The following is a 17,149-nucleotide window of genomic DNA, read 5'->3' as shown; positions in this document are numbered from 1 at the left end:
ATGGCAATGATCAGTTTAATCTCTTTATGGATGATCCCGCTGATCATCGGGTTCATTCTATTATATGGGACGTTCAAAAAAGTGCCTACGTACGAAACGTTTGTAGAGGGCGGAAAAGAAGGAATTGATATTGCATTTTCAATTATTCCTTATTTAGTGGGCATGCTTGTTGCAATAACAATTTTCAGGGCTTCAGGAGCTCTTGAATTTTTTGTGGGCATGATGAAACCGGCGCTGGATGCCATCAGCGTTCCAAGCGAGATCGTTCCCCTCGTATTTATCAGGCCTATTTCAGGAACAGCAGCACTTGGGATGACTACAGATCTGATTGCAGCTTACGGACCTGATTCGTTTATTGGGAGGCTGGCGGCCGTCATGCAGGGAAGTACAGATACAACTTTGTATATTCTGACGGTCTATTTCGGAGCTGTAGGAGTCAAAAAAATGGGGGATGCTCTTAAAGTCGGTCTGCTTGCTGACCTAATGGGAATTATTGCTTCAATCGTCATTGTTATGATGCTATTTTAATTTCGCTGTTTTGCATTGACCGCTGGGAGCCTTATCTCCAGCATGAGTCAATTGAAACTTAAAAAAAGGCTCTTTTAAGACTATATGTTTAAAACCATTAGTGGATTGTGGCGGATAAACTTGACTCCTGCGGGAAGATAGAGCGAAATGGAAGACCCCGAAGGCTCGCCGAGGATGCTTCCACGCTCCCCCGGAAAGCAAGTTCCTGGAGCGGAAAGGAACGGACAATATTTATAATCGTAAACAACAATGGGAACACAGCCTTCTTAAAAGCAGCAAACTTAGTATAAAACCTATAATTTAGTTGAGAGGACTTCAGAATGCAGGAGTCCTCTTTTTGGTGATGAAATATTTTTATCTCATTCTTGCTGTTTTTGTGAGATAATAAGACTTCATGCGTTTTTATAAAAAGGTTCATTTAATGAGAACTTGTATAAAAAAATGATAAGAAGTAAGATGTTAACGAGGTGAAAGAAATGGAACGTTTACAAAAAGTGATAGCTCATGCAGGTCTTGCATCAAGAAGAAAAGCAGAGGAGCTTATATTAGAAGGAAAAGTGACCGTCAACGGGAAAGTCGTAAGGGAGCTTGGTGTTAAAGTTTCCGGAAATGACCGTGTTGAAGTTGCAGGAGTTCCTGTTGAAAAGGAAGAGCCAGTTTATTTTATCCTTTACAAACCGCGCGGTGTTATATCCTCTGCCATTGATGATAAAGGAAGAAAAACAGTGACAGACTTTTTCCCCCAGATTAAAGAACGCATTTATCCAGTTGGCCGGCTTGATTACGATACATCCGGCATCTTAATCATGACAAACGACGGAGATTTTGCCAATCTTCTTATGCATCCAAGCAATCAAGTAGAAAAAACATATGTAGCCAAAGTGAAAGGAATTCCGCTTCGTGAAAAGCTGAAGTCGTTAGAAAAGGGCATTATGCTTGAAGACGGGAAAACAGCTCCTGCCAAAGTGAAGTTTGTGTCACTCGACAAAAAGAAGGAAACAAGCATTATTGAACTGACGATTCATGAAGGCAGAAACCGTCAAGTCCGCCGCATGTTCGAGGCGATTGGACATCCTGTACTGAAGCTAAAGCGCGAAACATATGCTTTCCTGGACCTGAAAGGATTGAAAACTGGGGATGCGCGTGAATTATCTCCGCATGAAGTCAAACAGCTCAGATCACTTGCCAAGTTTGGAAAGTAAGCCCTTTAATTTTCACATAAACTTCAAATTATCAAGAAAATGTTTGAAATAAACAGTGATATAATGAGTTGAAATGTATGAGGATATGGGAGAGTTTTTTATGAAAAAAAGACGGTTGCTCATGAGATCGATCATTCTGTCAGTGCTGGTTGCAGCACTTGGATACACGTTATACACAAATTTTTTCTCAAGCAAGGAAAAAGTAAAAGTTGGAAGCGATGCCCCTGATTTTGTTTTAACAGACATTAACGGGGACAAGCATCAGCTATCAGATTATAAGGGGAAGGGCGTTTTCCTTAACTTTTGGGGAACTTGGTGCGAACCGTGCAAACGCGAAATGCCCTACATGCAAAATCAATATGATTATTATAAAGAACAAGGTGTAGAGGTGCTTGCCGTCAACATCGCAGAGTCAAAGATTGCCGTACAGAATTTTACGGATACATATGATTTATCGTTTCCTGTCGTCCTCGATAAGGACCGGCAAGTGTTAGAAGCATACGGTGTTGTCCCTCTTCCGACTACATTTCTGATAGATAAAGATGGAAAAGTAGCAGAAATAATCACAGGCCAGATGAATGAACGGATGGTCAGGGATTATATGGAATCAATCAAGCCGTAAACGGGGAGTTTTCATCATGAATGAAGTGATATGCAAGTGCGGGCACAATAATCCGCACGGAACGATTCTTTGTGAATCCTGCGGTCGTCCTGTAGAAGAAACGGACAGCAATAATCAGGCTGCTCCTGACCAGCTGCTGGATATGAAATATGATGGGAGTGCAAGACGCTCACAGACCTATAAGAAAACGCCAATCGATAAGATCTGGAACTTTTTTTCATCAGTAAAGGTCGGGATATGGATTATTGTCCTGATTTTAATTGCATCTGCAATTGGGACGATCCTGCCGCAGGTTATGTACATTCCGCCTAATGTAACGCCTGAACAGTTTTACCGCGAGGAGTACGGTGTAATTGGTCAGCTCTATTACCAAATGGGGTTTCATGAACTATTCAGCTCGTGGTGGTACATGGTTTTAATTGGAGCGCTGGCTGCTTCATTGGTTATTGCAAGCTTAGACCGGTTTGTTCCGCTCTATCGGGCGCTGAAAAAACAAGGTGTCACCAGGCATGAATCCTTTATGCGAAGACAGCGGTTATTCAGCGAAACAGCTTCTGTTATGAATACGGAAGAACAGCTTGAAGCCATTAAAGATAAGTTAAAGAGAAAACGCTATCATGTCCGAGTGGAAAATGGCAATCTCCTTGCTGAGAAAAATCGTTTCTCAAGATGGGGACCTTATGTCAATCATATCGGTTTGATCATCTTTTTGTTTGGAGCGATGCTCAGATTTGTTCCTGGCATGTATGTGGATGATGTTATTTGGATCCGCGAAGGGGAAACGAACGTCATTCCTGGTACAGAAGGAAAATATTTTCTCAAGAGCGACAAATTTGTGATGGAAACATACAAAAAAGACAGCGAAGATGAAGTCTTCCAGGATGCTATTACTAGAGTAGGAGACGGAAGCGTTGCTAAGAATTATCAGACGAACGTCACTTTGTACGAAAGACAAGGCGAAGCAGTCCTTGGAGAAGAGCCTGAGCTTAAAAAGATAAAGGATGAGCAAATCAAAGTGAATCAGCCGCTTAAGCATGATTCATACGCTTTGTATCAAGTTGATTTCAAATTAAATGAATTGAACAAAATGACATTTAGTTTAGTAGACAAAGAGACCGAGGAAAACTTTGGACAGCTGACAATCGACTTGCTTGATCCTCAAAAAGAATTTGATTTGGGCAATGGCTATAAAGTAGAAGTGGCAAGCTACCTTCCTGATTTTTATTTTAACAGCGAAGGAGAACCTGCTACGAAAACGAGAATACCGGATAATCCAGCTTTTGTGTTTAAAATGATTTCTCCTGATAAACCTGAAGGCGAAACAAGCTTCGTAGCCATTCAGCAGACAATTGAACCAAACGAAGACAATCAGCTGAAAATGAAGTTTGAAGGCGTGGAAACAAAGAATCTCTCAGCTCTTACGGTGCGCAAAGACAATACTCTTTGGTTTCTTGGACTTGGCGGAGCCATTTTCATGATCGGTGTCACCCAGGGCATGTATTGGAATCATCGCCGCATCTGGATCAGACGAAGCGGAGATGGGATTCTTCTTGCAGCGCATACAAATAAGAATTGGTACGGAATTAAAAATGAGATTGATACGGTGCTTGAGGGCACGCAAATTGAAAAGCTGAAGGATCAGTCAGACGAGAAATAAGACAGATCATCGAGGAGGAAAAGGTGTGGCGGCTCTAAGCAGTAATTTGCTATTTGCAGCATTCATTTTATATCTGGCTGCGACATTTCTTTTTGGCGGAGCCATCCGTGATAAGAGAAAAGAATACAAAAAGCCAAGCAAATGGGCGTCTGCGGGTATTGCGATCACAATTCTTGCTTTTGCAGCACAAGCTGGCTATTTCATTACGAGATGGATTGCATCCGGTCATGCACCGGTCAGCAATCTGTTTGAATTTACAACATTCTTTGGCATGATGCTCGTTCTTGCATTTATAGTACTCTACTTTATTTATAAAGTGTCCATTTTAGGACTTTTCACTCTGCCGGTTGCCTTGCTGCTTATCGCTTATGCAAGCATGTTTCCGACAGATATCTCACCGCTTATTCCTGCGCTTCAAAGCAGCTGGCTGCACATTCATGTGACAACAGCCGCTCTTGGACAGGCGATTCTTGCTATCAGCTTTATAGCAGGTGTCATTTATTTGATCCGGACAGTCGATCAGTCAAAAAATTCCAAGAAAACATTCTGGCTTGAAGTAGTTATGTATACACTTGTAGCTACGATTGCATTCATTGCCATTACAAGCACTTTCAGAATGATGGATTATGAAGCCGTATATAAATGGACAGATAAAAATGACCAGAATGCTGAAATGATCTATAATCTGCCTGCCCTTGTAGGACCGCATAAAGGCGAGCTATTAACAGAAGGGAAAATGGAAGCTATTATTGAAGTTCCTGCTCTCATTTCTGCCAGAAAGCTGAATACTGTCATCTGGTCAATTGCTGCGGGGTTATTATTATACGGAGCAATCCGTTTAATTCTGAGAAAGCGAATCTCAGCTTTCCTTCAGCCTCTCACTAAAAATGTGAATCTTGACTTAGTAGATGAAATCGGATATCGCTCAGTTACAATCGGGTTTCCGGTTTTTACACTTGGAGCGCTCATTTTTGCGATGATCTGGGCGCAAATTGCCTGGACCCGCTTTTGGGGCTGGGACCCTAAAGAAGTATGGGCATTAATTACATGGCTTTTCTATGCAGCCTACCTGCATTTGCGCCTGTCCAAAGGATGGCAGGGAGAAAAATCAGCATGGCTTGCTGTGATTGGATTTGCCATCATCATGTTTAACTTGATTTTCGTCAATCTGGTCATTGCCGGCCTGCATTCTTACGCATAGACAGAACATGCTTTTCTTGCTAAAGAGCCTTCACTCATATAAAGTGAAGGTTTTTTGGTAAGATAATGCTATAGGAGTTTTTTAAGGAGGAGAAGCAAGATGGAAAACAACATGAACTATAAAATTCTGGTCGTAGATGATGAAGACAGAATCAGAAGACTTTTGAAGATGTACTTAGAGAGAGAAAACTATCAGATTGAAGAAGCAGACAACGGCAGCGCTGCTCTTGAAATGGCACTATCTGCAGAATACGATTTAATCCTGCTTGACTTAATGATGCCGGGCCTTGATGGGATTGAAGTATGCAGACAGCTTCGCCTGAAAAAAGCGACTCCGATCATTATGCTTACAGCAAAAGGGGAAGAAGTGAACAGAGTTCAGGGATTTGAAGTTGGAACAGACGACTACATCGTCAAGCCTTTCAGTCCGAGAGAAGTTGTTTTAAGAGTGAAAGCACTGCTGAGGCGCTCATCGACAACATCATTCCTGAAAACAGAAACGAAAGCTAAGAATGTGATTGTCTTCCCGCATCTTTCCATCGATCACGATGCACACCGCGTGCTTGCAGACGGCAAAGAAGTCAGTTTAACTCCAAAAGAATATGAGCTGCTCTATTTTCTCGCAAAAACGCCTGATAAAGTATACGACCGTGAAAAACTGTTAAAAGAAGTATGGCAATACGAGTTCTTCGGGGACCTGAGAACGGTTGATACGCATGTCAAACGGCTGAGAGAAAAACTGAGCAAGGTTTCACCTGATGCAGCTACTATGATTGTCACGGTATGGGGAGTTGGATACAAATTTGAGGTAGGCAGTGAATGATGTTTTGGAAAAGCGTAGTCGGTAAACTGTGGTTTACCATTTTATTGCTCGTATCATTTGTTTTATTAATTCTGACTGTGCTTCTTCTTGAATTTATTGAAAATTATCATGTGGATGAGGCCGAACGGGAGCTTACGCAATTAGCCAACAAAATCTCGGTTATTCTGGAAAATCATGAAGATCAGGAACTGGCCAGGTCAATTTCATGGGAACTGGCGGATGAACTTACAAGCATCATCATCGTTGAAGATCAGGACAAATACTGGTTTTCGCCCAAGAAATTCGAGAGCACCCCGGTTTTTGAGATGCAGGATATTCAGAAAGACAGCGAGCTTTCTAAAGTTTTTACAGATCAAAAAAATGTCAGCAAGCTCACAGAACTCTCTAAAGAGCAGCAGATCAGCTCGGACAACAATGATGAAGTGCTTGTCGTTGGCGTACCCTATGAGCTGAAAAATGGCGATAATGGGGCAGTGTTTATGTCGCAGTCACTGCTGGCTGTTCACGAAACAACAAAGCATACGACAAAATATATTCTGCTTGCTGCAGGTATTGCCATTGTATTAACGACGATATTCGCTTTCTTTTTATCAACTAGAATTACTTATCCGCTCAGAAGAATGAGGGAAGCCACGCAAGAGCTTACACGCGGTAAGTTCGATACGAAGGTGCCGATTTTAAGTCACGATGAAATTGGCGAGCTTGCCATCGCGTTTAATCAGATGGGCAGGCAGCTGAAATTCAACATTAATGCACTTAACCAGGAAAAAGAACATTTAACAAGCATATTAAGCAGTATGGCAGACGGTGTCATCACACTAAATATTGATGGGACGATTCTGGTTACGAATCCGCCTGCTGAACGTTTTCTTCAGTCCTGGTACTACGAACAAAAGATGCAAATCAATGAGGGGGAGGAAATCCCTCCAGAAGCGAAAGAACTATTTCAAAGAGTCGTCAATACAGAGAGAGAACATATAGTAGAGGTCAATCTGCAGGGCAGGAGCTGGGTGATGGTCATGAGCCCTCTATATAACCAGTCTTATGTAAGGGGCGCAGTTGCTGTTCTTAGGGATATGACAGAAGAAAGAAGACTCGATAAGCTCCGTAAAGATTTTATTGCCAATGTCAGTCATGAGCTGAGAACGCCGATTGCCATGCTGCAGGGATACAGTGAAGCGATTGTCGATGACATTGCAAGCTCTGAGGAAGAGAAAAAAGAGATTGCTCAGGTCATCTATGATGAATCACTGCGCATGGGAAGACTTGTTAACGATTTGCTTGATCTTGCAAGAATGGAAGCAGGACACATCTCTCTTAATTTAGAGCGAATCTTGGTTCATGAGTTTATTGAGAAAATCAGCCGGAAATTCCAGGGACTTGCAAGAGACAAAAAAATTACGTTAACCTCCTCTTTTTCACTGGATGATCCTGAGTTTGTCCTTGATCCGGATAAGATTGAACAGGTTTTGACGAACCTTGTTGATAATGCGATCAGACATACCCAAGAAGGGGGATCTGTTGAAATTCATGTTCAAACCGTTGCAGGCGGCATGAAAATTGACGTAAAAGATACAGGAACGGGTATTGTAGAAGAGGATTTGCCTTTTGTCTTTGAACGTTTTTATAAAGCGGATAAAGCAAGAACAAGAGGTCGTTCGGGCACTGGACTTGGCCTTGCGATTGCAAAAAACATCGTTGATGCCCATGCAGGCACAATTAATGTTCACAGCAAGGTGAATGAAGGGACAGCGTTCAGCTTCTATTTGCCTCGAAAAAGCGATGTTTCTGATAGAACATGACGAAAATTCTTGTTTCATAAGAAACACCGAATGAAATTTCTGTTGAAGACCTCAGTCGTTTTATGTAAAATAAGACTGAATTAATAAAATCGTATACTTTGAGATATAGGTGCTTTACGCTTAATAGGGAATCAGGTGAAATGCCTGAACTGTCCCCGCAACTGTATTTGCCGACGAAACTTTGTCTAAACCACTGTATAATCAGATGGCTCTATTGCTGTTTATTATATGGGAAGGTTCGAGTGGAGGATGACGCAAAAGTCAGTAGACCTGCCGATATCTCTTACATTGTTTGTATTCTTCGGGGCTTGAGCATAGAAACGGCAGGATTTATGTTTCTTTGCATACAATCCCAATCTATTTATGCCGTTTTTAAGCCCATCTTAGGAGATGGGCTTTTTCGTATTTCTCAGGATAAAAAGATCAAGCTCCAGAGCCTGACTTCCGTGAAGTGTTTCATGATCCACTAAATAGATACATACAGAAGAAGGAGAGATTAGTTGTGAAAAAATTAATAAGTTTACTGTCCGTTTTCCTTTTAGCGCTGCTTGCAGCTTGCGGAAATACAGCGGAGGAACCGAAGAAAGAAGCTCCAAAATCTGAACAGGCTGCTGATGAAGCAGAAGAAATGAAAGCTGCTGTCACACTTACTAAAAATGAAATGGCAGAAAAAGTAGACTCTAAAGAATTGGCTTTTGAAGAAGGTCAGACACTGATGGATGCAATGAAAGCGAATTTCAAAGTAGAAGAATCTGGCGGCTTTATCAGCGGAATTGATGGAATCATGGCAAGCGATGCGGATAAAACTTACTGGCATTTAATTGTTAATGGAGAAGACGCAATGACGGGTGCTAATGAAATCGAGCTGAAAGATGGAGATAAAGTTGAGTTCGATTTAAGAAAATATGAGTAATCCTGGAGAGCGCTATGTCGACTAGAAGAATCAGTCTGCTTTCGCTGCTGATCGCACTATCAGTTGTTGGAAGAATGGCATTTCAATTTGTGCCGAATATTCAGCCAATGACTGCCATTATTCTCATCACTTCAATATTAATTGGCCCTGTAAATGGCATGATTGTAGCCGTTTTAGGGTGCTTCCTGAGCAATTTGCTGCTCGGGATGGGAACATGGACAATCTGGCAAATGCTCGCATGGGGCATTCTCGCATTGATATCAGGTCTTTTAGGCAAATATGTGAAATCAAATCGTCTTATCATCTTTACACCCATTTCTGTATTAGCAGGATACCTATTCGGGTTTGTTGTTTCACTGAATATGTTTGTCTTGACTGACCATGGATTCGCCTATTATCTTGCTGGTCTGCCTTTTGATACAGCACATGCAATCGGAAATGGCATTTTCTTTCTTTTGCTATACCCTATCATGAGAAAAACGTTTGAGTATTACTTGAATAAGAAGGATTATGGCGTAACAATGCAATAAGAAAAATGGTAAAATAAAAGAGCGATTAGTTTCGCTCTTTTTACTTTTAAACCCTAAAGGAGCTGCTGAAAAATGAATTTATATACAAGAACAGGCGACAAAGGGAAAACAAGCATTATTGGCGGCCGAGTCGATAAAGATGATTTAAGAGTAGAGGCATATGGCACGATTGACGAAGTCAATTCATTTGTCGGACTTGCCATGACGTGGCTCCATGAAGCTAAACTTACAGACATGTATCATGAATTTGAAAAAATTCAGCATGAGCTGTTTGACTGCGGAAGCGATCTTGCTGTCATACATGGCAAACAGAAGCATCCGTATAAAACAACAGCCGAAATGATTGCATTTTTAGAAGAAAGAATTGATCAGTATTCTTCTGAAGCTCCGCCGCTGCAGCGCTTTATCCTTCCTGGAGGCACTCAGGCAGCATCCGCCATACATATTGCAAGAACTGTAGCAAGAAGAGCTGAACGCTGCATTGTTTCCCTGCAGAAGCAAACAGAGATCAATGAACATGTATTAAAATATATGAATAGATTGTCAGATTACTTCTTCGCTGCAGCAAGAGTCGCAAATGCGAGACTCGGCTCTCAAGATGTGGAATATGAAAGAAGCGCGATCGTATTTACGAAGCCGAAACAGTCATAAAATAGTTGGAAATGAGGGAAGGGAGCACCTTCCTTTTTATTTTGATCAGATATATAGTGGGTAATATGTAACTTTTTATACTAGAAAATCGACTAATGGTTTGATCGGGGGTTCATTCATGGAAGAGGCCTTTCAGAGGATCTATGAAAAGTATCATGGAGATATTTTTCAATTCTTATTTTATATGGTGAAAAATCGTGAGCAGGCTGAAGACCTCGTTCAGGAAGTTTATATACGAATCTTAAAATCCTATGACAGCTTTGAAGGAAGAAGCAGTGAAAAAACGTGGATTTTCTCCATAGCAAGGCATGTAGCCATCGACTTTTTCAGAAAGCAAAAAACCTTGAAGCAAAGAATTCTGGAAACATTTGATTGGGACCGGCAGCAAATAAAGGATGTGCAGCCAATGCCTGAGGAAATTGCCGCTCAAAAAGAAGAACTGCAGGGAATTTACCGTTCTCTCGACAGCTGCACAGTTGATCAGCGCTCTGTCATTATTTTGCGTTATTTGCAAGGACTGTCCATTGCTGAGACCGCTGCTGCACTTGGCTTTACTGAGGGTAAAGTGAAAACCACCCAGCACAGGGCATTAAAAGCGTTGAAAAAACATTTGGCTGACCATAATGTGAGGGAGGAGGGGATTTTAAAAGGATGAACAAATCAAATTGGAATGAAGATCAAATTGCCGAAGCCTTAAGAAAGCTGCCGGCGATTGAAGATAAACGGACTTCTGCTGAAATTTATGCCCGATTGCCGAAAAAAGAATATAAACACAGGAAGCCTTGGGTAACACCTGCTTTCGCAAGTATTGCCGCACTTTTTATTCTATTATTAATATCGCCTTTTTTCTTTAATCAATTGGGTATAAATCAAAGCAGCAGCAAATCTGAGTCAAGCATGGATAAAGCAAGTTTAGACCGGGCCCAGCCATTCTCAGAGAATGCTGAATCAAAAAAAGAGGCTGAACTGACAGGCGGCTCTGAAAAAAGCACATTTGTTGCCCGTTCTGAAGACGGTTTTTCCATTGTCACGGCTGCTTATCCTGATCAGCAGGTGCAAAACATGATCCCTCTCAGCTTTCAAATGGAAAAAAGTGAAGATTATCTGGCCATGTTTCAATCGGTTCTTTCAGATTTTGATCCGGCACAGGCAGGGCTAATTTCTTCTTCTTTATCAGGGGTGAAGCTATCTTATGCAGAAGAGTCTCCATCTAAGCTTTTAATAGATGTTAATGAAAATCCTTTCGCTGAGTCCGAATCAGAAACGGACAATAAACTTTTTACAGAAGGCATTGAAGAGTCCTTCCGCTGGCAGGGCATTGAAGAGGCAGAGTACTTTAAAAACGGAGAGAAGGGAATAGAATTGGGTGCATATGGCTTCCAGGAAGGGATGAAACTGAGCACTCTTAAAAGAAAAGCATATTTCCTTTACCAGGAGAGCATTGAAGCGCCTAAACTTCTCGCACCATCCCTGCTCCCATTCGATAAACTTTCTGAGGCATTGTCCGCAATGAAAGAAAATGGAACACTCGGGCTAAAGCCTGTGATCGAAAAAACAGTTGTCATCAAAGACATTGAAGAAACAAATGATGATGTGACCATTGAATTTACTGCTGAATCAACGATTGATGATAATGAAACAGATACTCTGATGCTTGAAGCAATCCTAATGACAGCTAAAGAGTTTGGGTATGAGAATGTAAAGTTTGAAGGATTAAATGTAGACAGAGTCGGAGAAATGGATTTGACAGAGGCAGTGCCTGTGCCGTTTTCCCCAAATCCTGTCGATTTAAATGAATAGTGAAGTGTTTTGAACGCTGCAGGAGTGAATGCTGCGGTTTTTTTTGTTAGGAAAGAAAGAATCTTAGTGCCTTCCGCTGCAATCCACTTGCGAGACGAAAAGTGCCTTCCGCAAAGAATCAAATATATTTAGCAAATAAAAGAAAATGTAAAAAAAAATAGAACCCTTCATTGCCTGCGAAAATCCAGGGATGTACAGGAATGGCCAGCTTAAGCAATTCAATCCCCTATAAATCCTTATGTATGAATTGGAAATCACTGCATAATACTAGTATTGGTCATTTTTTGACAAACAAAGTTTAGGGGGAAGTTATGTTAGATTTGTTAAGAAGGTTATCTATCGCGTTACTAGTTGGTATATGCATCGTTCTGTTATTCGTAAGCGGCACCCAGGCAAAGGCTGAAGGAAGAACTGGCGCTGAAGAATTGAATTGGTCCAGCCCCATAAAGGGGACAATTACTGATACGTTTGGAACAAGAAGCGGAAAACATAAAGGGATTGATATCGCAGCTCCAGAAGGAACCATTATTCAGTCCGTGCAAGAAGGTATAGTGACGAAATCCTATTATTCCGATACATATGGACATGTGGTATTTATTCAGCATCCCGAAGGCTATGAAACGGTCTATGCTCATTTAAGCAAAAGATCAGTCACAGAAGGTTCGAAAGTGGAGAATGGAGAAGAAATAGGCGTTATTGGAAATACAGGCGCATCCAGAGGAACACATCTTCATTTTGAAGTACACAAAGGAAAGTGGACCTTCGATAAGAAAAATGCTGTTAATCCATTTTTGATGGTGGCTGCAAACAAAATTGAAACCGTGCCGGTCCTCGCGATGCCTGTATCAGCTGCGCTGAAAAATCCAGCTTCTATTACTGTGAAAAAAGGGGACACGCTGTGGGGGCTCTCAAAGACATACGGTCTTTCCATTGAAGCATTAAAAGAGAGGAACGGACTGTCATCAAACACTTTGGCAATAGGCCAAAAGATAATCGTTAAAGATAAGCCGGATAGTAAAATGTATACTGTGAAAAAAGGAGATACCCTTTTCTCGATTGCAGATGAGTTTCAAGTTACTGTTCATCAGCTGAAAAAAGAAAATCGTTTAAAAACGGAAGCGATTTTCCCCTATCAGAATTTGAAAATCTCTAATCATTCCAGTTCTTCAGAATAAACAGAAAATGCATTGTCACACTGCCTAAAAAAAGTTATAATGGACAAAACTTACGGGGGGCAGACGATGCGGACAGACTATCACAATCATTTAGAACGAGGCAGCCTGACACTTGATTATTTGAAGCAATTCACAGATGAAGCTGCAAAAAAAGGCATAGAGCACTTTGGAATCTCTGAACATGCCTATCACTTTTATCAGACAAAAGATATATTAAGCAATCCGTGGGTTGAAGAAAGACGATACTATGATATGAAAGACTATGTTGCCCTTTTTAAAGAGGCATGGAATCATGGGATTGATGTGAAAATGTCTATTGAAATGGACTATACACCAGGAAAGCATGCTGAGATGAAAACTTTCATTGATACATATGATTTTGATTATGTTATCGGTTCCATCCACTGGGTTGATGACTTTGGCATTGATTTAAAAGAGTTTCTTCACGAATGGGACAGGCGTGATGTAAACGAAGTATATGAAAAATATTTCGATCAGGTTGTAACACTCGCTCAGTCAAATTTATTTGATATTGTAGGACACCTTGATTTAGTGAAGATTTTTAAGTATGTGCCAAATGATGATGAATTTCTGATGAAGCAATATGATAGAGCAACAGATGCCCTTGCCGCATCGAAAACCTGTGTTGAGATCAGCACGGCCGGCTTGAGAAAGCCTGTTGGGCAACTTTATCCGGATGAAAGGCTTCTATCTCTATGTTTTCAGAAAAACATTCCGATTGTCCTTTCTTCTGATGCACATGTACCTGGAGACGTCGGGGCGGACTATGATCAGGCCGTGGCTCTTGCAAAAAAAGTCGGATATACTTCATTAATGACGTTCCAAAAAGGGGAGCGAAAAGAAGTGCCGCTTAAATAGTTGTATAAAAAAGGTCATTCTATACAGAGTGATCTTTTTTTTGTAAAGAGTTTGGTTTCTGCAGTTCTCATTTCATAAATGAGAAAAAATTCAATCGCCTCCTATCTATTTATACGCTAATAGTAGTAAAATGAAAGTCAACACATCATTTAGCGGGAGAATTTCATGTCAAAAAAGAAAAAAGTTCTTTACATATATTTTTTTATCAGTATGATCTGGATTTTTGGAACAGATCATTTAATTGCGATTTTAGACTACGATATTTATACGTTTATTCTTATTTCAAAATTTAAAGCCATTGTTTTTATCATCGCCACAAGCATCTTCATCTACTACTTAATCAATGAAAACGAACAGTTTAAGGAGTTGGAGCGGGAGAAAGAAAAGCTTTTGTCTCTGATTAATTCCATGGTCGATTTTGTGAACTTTAAAGATGGCCAGGGCAGATGGATAGAAGTCAATACGTTTGGTTTGAATCTATTTCAGCTGCAGGGTGTTGAATATAAAGGGAAAAGTGACCGGGAGCTTGCTGAATACACGGATTTCTATAAAGAGGCGCTTTTATTTTGCGAAAGATCTGATGAAATCACATGGCAGGGCGGAACTGTAAGCCGCTGTGAAGAAATTATCCCACTGCCTGACGGAAGCTTCAAAACGTTTGATACGATCAAAGTTCCGCTATTTAACGATGACGGGTCAAGAAAGGCTCTTGTTGTAATCGGACGGGATATTACACAAATGAAAGAAGCCGAGGACCGTCTGCAGAAGGCTGAAAAATTAAGTGTTGTGGGAGGGCTTGCTGCAAGTGTAGCCCATGAAATAAGAAACCCCCTGACCTCTCTAAAGGGTTTTGTTCAGCTGATGAATAAAAACGACAGTGTGAACAAAATGTATTACGAAATTATGGAAAGCGAGCTGGACCGGATTAACGAGATCGTCGGTGAACTTCTTGTTCTGGCCAAACCGCAGAATATTCATTTTAAAAAAACAAATTTGAACCAGTTGATGTGCAACGTTATCTCACTTTTGGAGTCGCAGGCTAATATGTACGGCGTTCATATTGAATTTGAGCACGCAGCTGGCATGCCGGATATCGATTGCGAGCCTAATCAGCTTAAACAAGTCTTTATTAATGTCATTAAAAACTCGATTGAAGCCGGCTCTAAAACCATTGAGATTAAAATCAGCCACAATCAGGAACATGCCTTCGTCATGATTGCTGATGATGGTGACGGAATGGAAGAAGAGAGACTTAAAAGACTCGGTGAACCATTCTATTCCGTAAAAGAAAAAGGAACAGGACTCGGCCTTACTGTAAGCTACAGAATTATTGAATCACATAATGGAAAAATATCTTTCAGCAGCAAAGTTGGAGAAGGGACGGCCGTTGAGATTGAAATTCCGATGAATAGAGCGTAAAAAAACAGAGAGCAGGGTGCCTGATCTCTGTTTTTTTATCTGTTATGTTTTACTTATTTGAGTTAAACAAGCTAAGCAGCCGGTTCCGCATTTCGCAGTGTCCAGCTCCACCGCCCAACTCCTCGGCCAGAACGGATCCGTCAATAAAGGCAAAAAGCGCCTTTTTTGCCGGATCCTTATCTGTGTGTCGGAGCTAAACGGGCGGTTCCGCATTTCATGGTGTCCAGCTTCACCGCCCAACTCCTCGGCCAGAACGGATCCGTCAATAAAGGCAAAAAGCGCCTTTACTGCCGGATCCTTATCTGTCTGTCGGAGCTAAACGGGCGGTTCAGCATTTCATAGTTCAATGGCTCTAATAGACACGATGTCGTCAATTTCAGATAGGGTTGTAAGAAGTGCATCGTCTAAGGAACGGTCGAATGAGAGCATCATGATGGCTTCTCCGCCGGCATTTTTACGGCCTACTTGCATCGTTGCAATGTTTACTTCATGATCACCTAAAATCCGGCCTACGCGCCCAATGACCCCCGGTTTATCAGTATGCTGAATATAAATGAGATGTCCTGATGGGTAAAAGTCGATATTAAAGGAATTAATGCCGACAATTCGTTCCCCGTAGTGAGGAATGTGTGTGCCTTTTATTTCAAAGGTTGTTTGGTCACCATGAATGGTAACAGTGATGCAATTTTCATATCCTGACTGATTTGAAGTGATTTTTTCGCTGAAGCTGATTCCGCGTTCTTTTGCAATCATGCCTGCGTTTACTTCATTTACATTAGAAGCAACACGGGGAGTTAAGAAGCCTGCAATCAAGCTTTTTGTAATAAATGAAGTTTCAAGCTCAGCTACTGATCCTTCATATTTTATGGAAATGTCATTTACTGGCTCCTTCATGCACTGAGAAACGACATTCCCCATTTTCTTGGCAAGCTTGTAAAATGGCTGAATTTTTTCGAATATTTCTTTTGTTAATGTCGGCAGGTTAACAGACGTCGTCACCATTTTGCCGTCCAGAAAATGAAGAACATCCTGTGCGACTTGGGCTGCAACGTTTAACTGCGCTTCCTTCGTAGAAGCTCCTAAATGAGGAGTTGCAATCACATTGTCATAGCGCAAAAGCGGATGATCAACTGGAGGTTCTGTTTCAAATACATCCAGCGCAACTCCTGCAATGTGCCCGTTTTCTAAAAAAGGGATAAGGGCTTCTTCATCGATAATTCCCCCTCGTGCACAGTTGAGCAAATAAACGCCTTTTTTAGTCTTAGGCAAGGATTTTGCTCCAATAAGTCCTCTTGTTTCCTTTGTAAGTGGAGTATGTACAGTAATGATATCTGCCTGCTCTAGAAGTTCATCAAGACTCGCGCTTTTTACTGATATTTTTGCAGCACGGTCACGGGTCAAAAATGGATCGAAAACAAGCACATTAACTCCAAAAGCCTGAGCGCGTTTTGCGATTTCTGTTCCGATTCTGCCGAGTCCGACAATTCCCAATGTCTTGCCGTAAAGCTCGGTTCCGACAAAGGCTGTACGATTCCATTCATTAGATTTAACGGATACATTTGCCTGCGGAATATGGCGGAGAAGGGAAGTCATCATCGCAAATGTATGCTCAGCAGTAGAAATCGTATTTCCATCAGGTGCATTAATGACGACAACACCATGTTTAGTCGCTGCATCAAGATCAATGTTATCGATTCCAACACCAGCTCTTGCGATTATTTTAAGGGACGGCATTTTGGCGATTAATTCATCCGTTACTTTAGTGGCACTTCTGACAAGCAAAGCGTGAAACGTATGAAGCTCGTCTGCTGCCTCTGACGATTTTTTCTGAACAACCTCTACATTTTCTGCTGCAAGCAAAGGCTGAAGCCCGTCTGCGCTCATTGAATCTGACACTAGTATTCGATACATGATTATCCCCCTAAGCACTTCTATTAAATATCAGATA

Annotated in this window: 16 protein-coding genes and 1 riboswitch; of the genes, 15 read left to right on the top strand and 1 reads right to left on the bottom strand. The window is 41.3% G+C overall.

Features of this window, described 5'->3' with window-relative positions:
- The 15 genes from AC3ISE_RS14215 to AC3ISE_RS14145 all read left to right on the top strand — a co-directional run bounded on the left by AC3ISE_RS14215 (position 1) and on the right by AC3ISE_RS14145 (position 15,201).
- Entirely contained in the window at positions 1-528 is a 528-nt protein-coding gene (locus AC3ISE_RS14215) for a spore maturation protein (protein WP_489221494.1), read from the top strand.
- 476 nt (positions 529-1,004) lie between these two features.
- Positions 1,005-1,730: a 23S rRNA pseudouridine(2605) synthase RluB gene (gene rluB / locus AC3ISE_RS14210; RefSeq protein ID WP_070877588.1), complete on the top strand. Its 726-nt coding sequence runs from the start codon at positions 1,005-1,007 to the stop codon at positions 1,728-1,730.
- Between the two features lie 100 nt (positions 1,731-1,830).
- Complete coding sequence (gene resA, locus AC3ISE_RS14205; protein WP_070877587.1) at positions 1,831-2,352, top strand: thiol-disulfide oxidoreductase ResA; 522 nt, start codon at positions 1,831-1,833, stop codon at positions 2,350-2,352.
- A gap of 16 nt (positions 2,353-2,368) precedes the next feature.
- The gene (gene resB, locus AC3ISE_RS14200) at positions 2,369-4,009 is read left to right on the top strand and encodes a cytochrome c biogenesis protein ResB (protein ID WP_489221493.1); all 1,641 of its coding nucleotides are present in this window, start codon (positions 2,369-2,371) and stop codon (positions 4,007-4,009) included.
- Between the two features lie 25 nt (positions 4,010-4,034).
- The gene (gene ccsB, locus AC3ISE_RS14195) at positions 4,035-5,210 is read left to right on the top strand and encodes a c-type cytochrome biogenesis protein CcsB (protein WP_489221492.1); all 1,176 of its coding nucleotides are present in this window, start codon (positions 4,035-4,037) and stop codon (positions 5,208-5,210) included.
- Positions 5,211-5,309: 99 nt separating this feature from the next.
- Complete coding sequence (locus tag AC3ISE_RS14190) at positions 5,310-6,032, top strand: response regulator transcription factor (RefSeq protein WP_489221491.1); 723 nt, start codon at positions 5,310-5,312, stop codon at positions 6,030-6,032.
- Positions 6,029-7,834, top strand: coding sequence for an ATP-binding protein (locus AC3ISE_RS14185; RefSeq protein WP_489221490.1), 1,806 nt, complete (start codon positions 6,029-6,031; stop codon positions 7,832-7,834). Before AC3ISE_RS14190 ends, AC3ISE_RS14185 begins: the two co-directional genes overlap by 4 nt.
- A gap of 90 nt (positions 7,835-7,924) precedes the next feature.
- Positions 7,925-8,126, top strand: a riboswitch (cobalamin riboswitch).
- A 210-nt stretch (positions 8,127-8,336) separates the two neighbouring features.
- Positions 8,337-8,747, top strand: a complete 411-nt coding sequence (locus AC3ISE_RS14180) for a DUF4430 domain-containing protein (RefSeq protein ID WP_489221489.1) — start codon at positions 8,337-8,339, stop codon at positions 8,745-8,747.
- 14 nt (positions 8,748-8,761) lie between these two features.
- Complete coding sequence (locus AC3ISE_RS14175) at positions 8,762-9,277, top strand: ECF transporter S component (RefSeq protein ID WP_489221488.1); 516 nt, start codon at positions 8,762-8,764, stop codon at positions 9,275-9,277.
- 72 nt (positions 9,278-9,349) lie between these two features.
- Positions 9,350-9,928 (top strand): cob(I)yrinic acid a,c-diamide adenosyltransferase, encoded by a 579-nt coding sequence (locus AC3ISE_RS14170; RefSeq protein WP_489221487.1) that lies wholly within the window; start codon positions 9,350-9,352, stop codon positions 9,926-9,928.
- 118 nt (positions 9,929-10,046) lie between these two features.
- Complete coding sequence (gene sigX / locus AC3ISE_RS14165; RefSeq protein ID WP_489221486.1) at positions 10,047-10,583, top strand: RNA polymerase sigma factor SigX; 537 nt, start codon at positions 10,047-10,049, stop codon at positions 10,581-10,583.
- The gene (locus tag AC3ISE_RS14160) at positions 10,580-11,728 is read left to right on the top strand and encodes a GerMN domain-containing protein (RefSeq protein ID WP_489221485.1); all 1,149 of its coding nucleotides are present in this window, start codon (positions 10,580-10,582) and stop codon (positions 11,726-11,728) included. The genes sigX and AC3ISE_RS14160 overlap by 4 nt, the downstream gene beginning before the upstream one ends.
- Before the next feature lie 311 nt (positions 11,729-12,039).
- Positions 12,040-12,903: a M23 family metallopeptidase gene (locus AC3ISE_RS14155; protein WP_489221484.1), complete on the top strand. Its 864-nt coding sequence runs from the start codon at positions 12,040-12,042 to the stop codon at positions 12,901-12,903.
- Between the two features lie 66 nt (positions 12,904-12,969).
- Positions 12,970-13,782, top strand: a complete 813-nt coding sequence (locus tag AC3ISE_RS14150; RefSeq protein ID WP_489221483.1) for a histidinol-phosphatase — start codon at positions 12,970-12,972, stop codon at positions 13,780-13,782.
- A gap of 165 nt (positions 13,783-13,947) precedes the next feature.
- Positions 13,948-15,201 (top strand): ATP-binding protein, encoded by a 1,254-nt coding sequence (locus AC3ISE_RS14145; protein WP_489221482.1) that lies wholly within the window; start codon positions 13,948-13,950, stop codon positions 15,199-15,201.
- 336 nt (positions 15,202-15,537) lie between these two features.
- Here the strand turns inward: AC3ISE_RS14145 and serA are convergent, their stop codons facing one another.
- Positions 15,538-17,112, bottom strand: coding sequence for a phosphoglycerate dehydrogenase (gene serA / locus AC3ISE_RS14140; RefSeq protein WP_489221481.1), 1,575 nt, complete (start codon positions 17,110-17,112; stop codon positions 15,538-15,540).
- Positions 17,113-17,149 lie beyond the last annotated feature (37 nt).

This window comes from Metabacillus sp. KH_069, assembly GCF_057838075.1.
The sequence above is the reverse complement of the archived record's forward strand: the minus strand, read 5'-3'. Positions and strand labels throughout refer to the sequence as shown.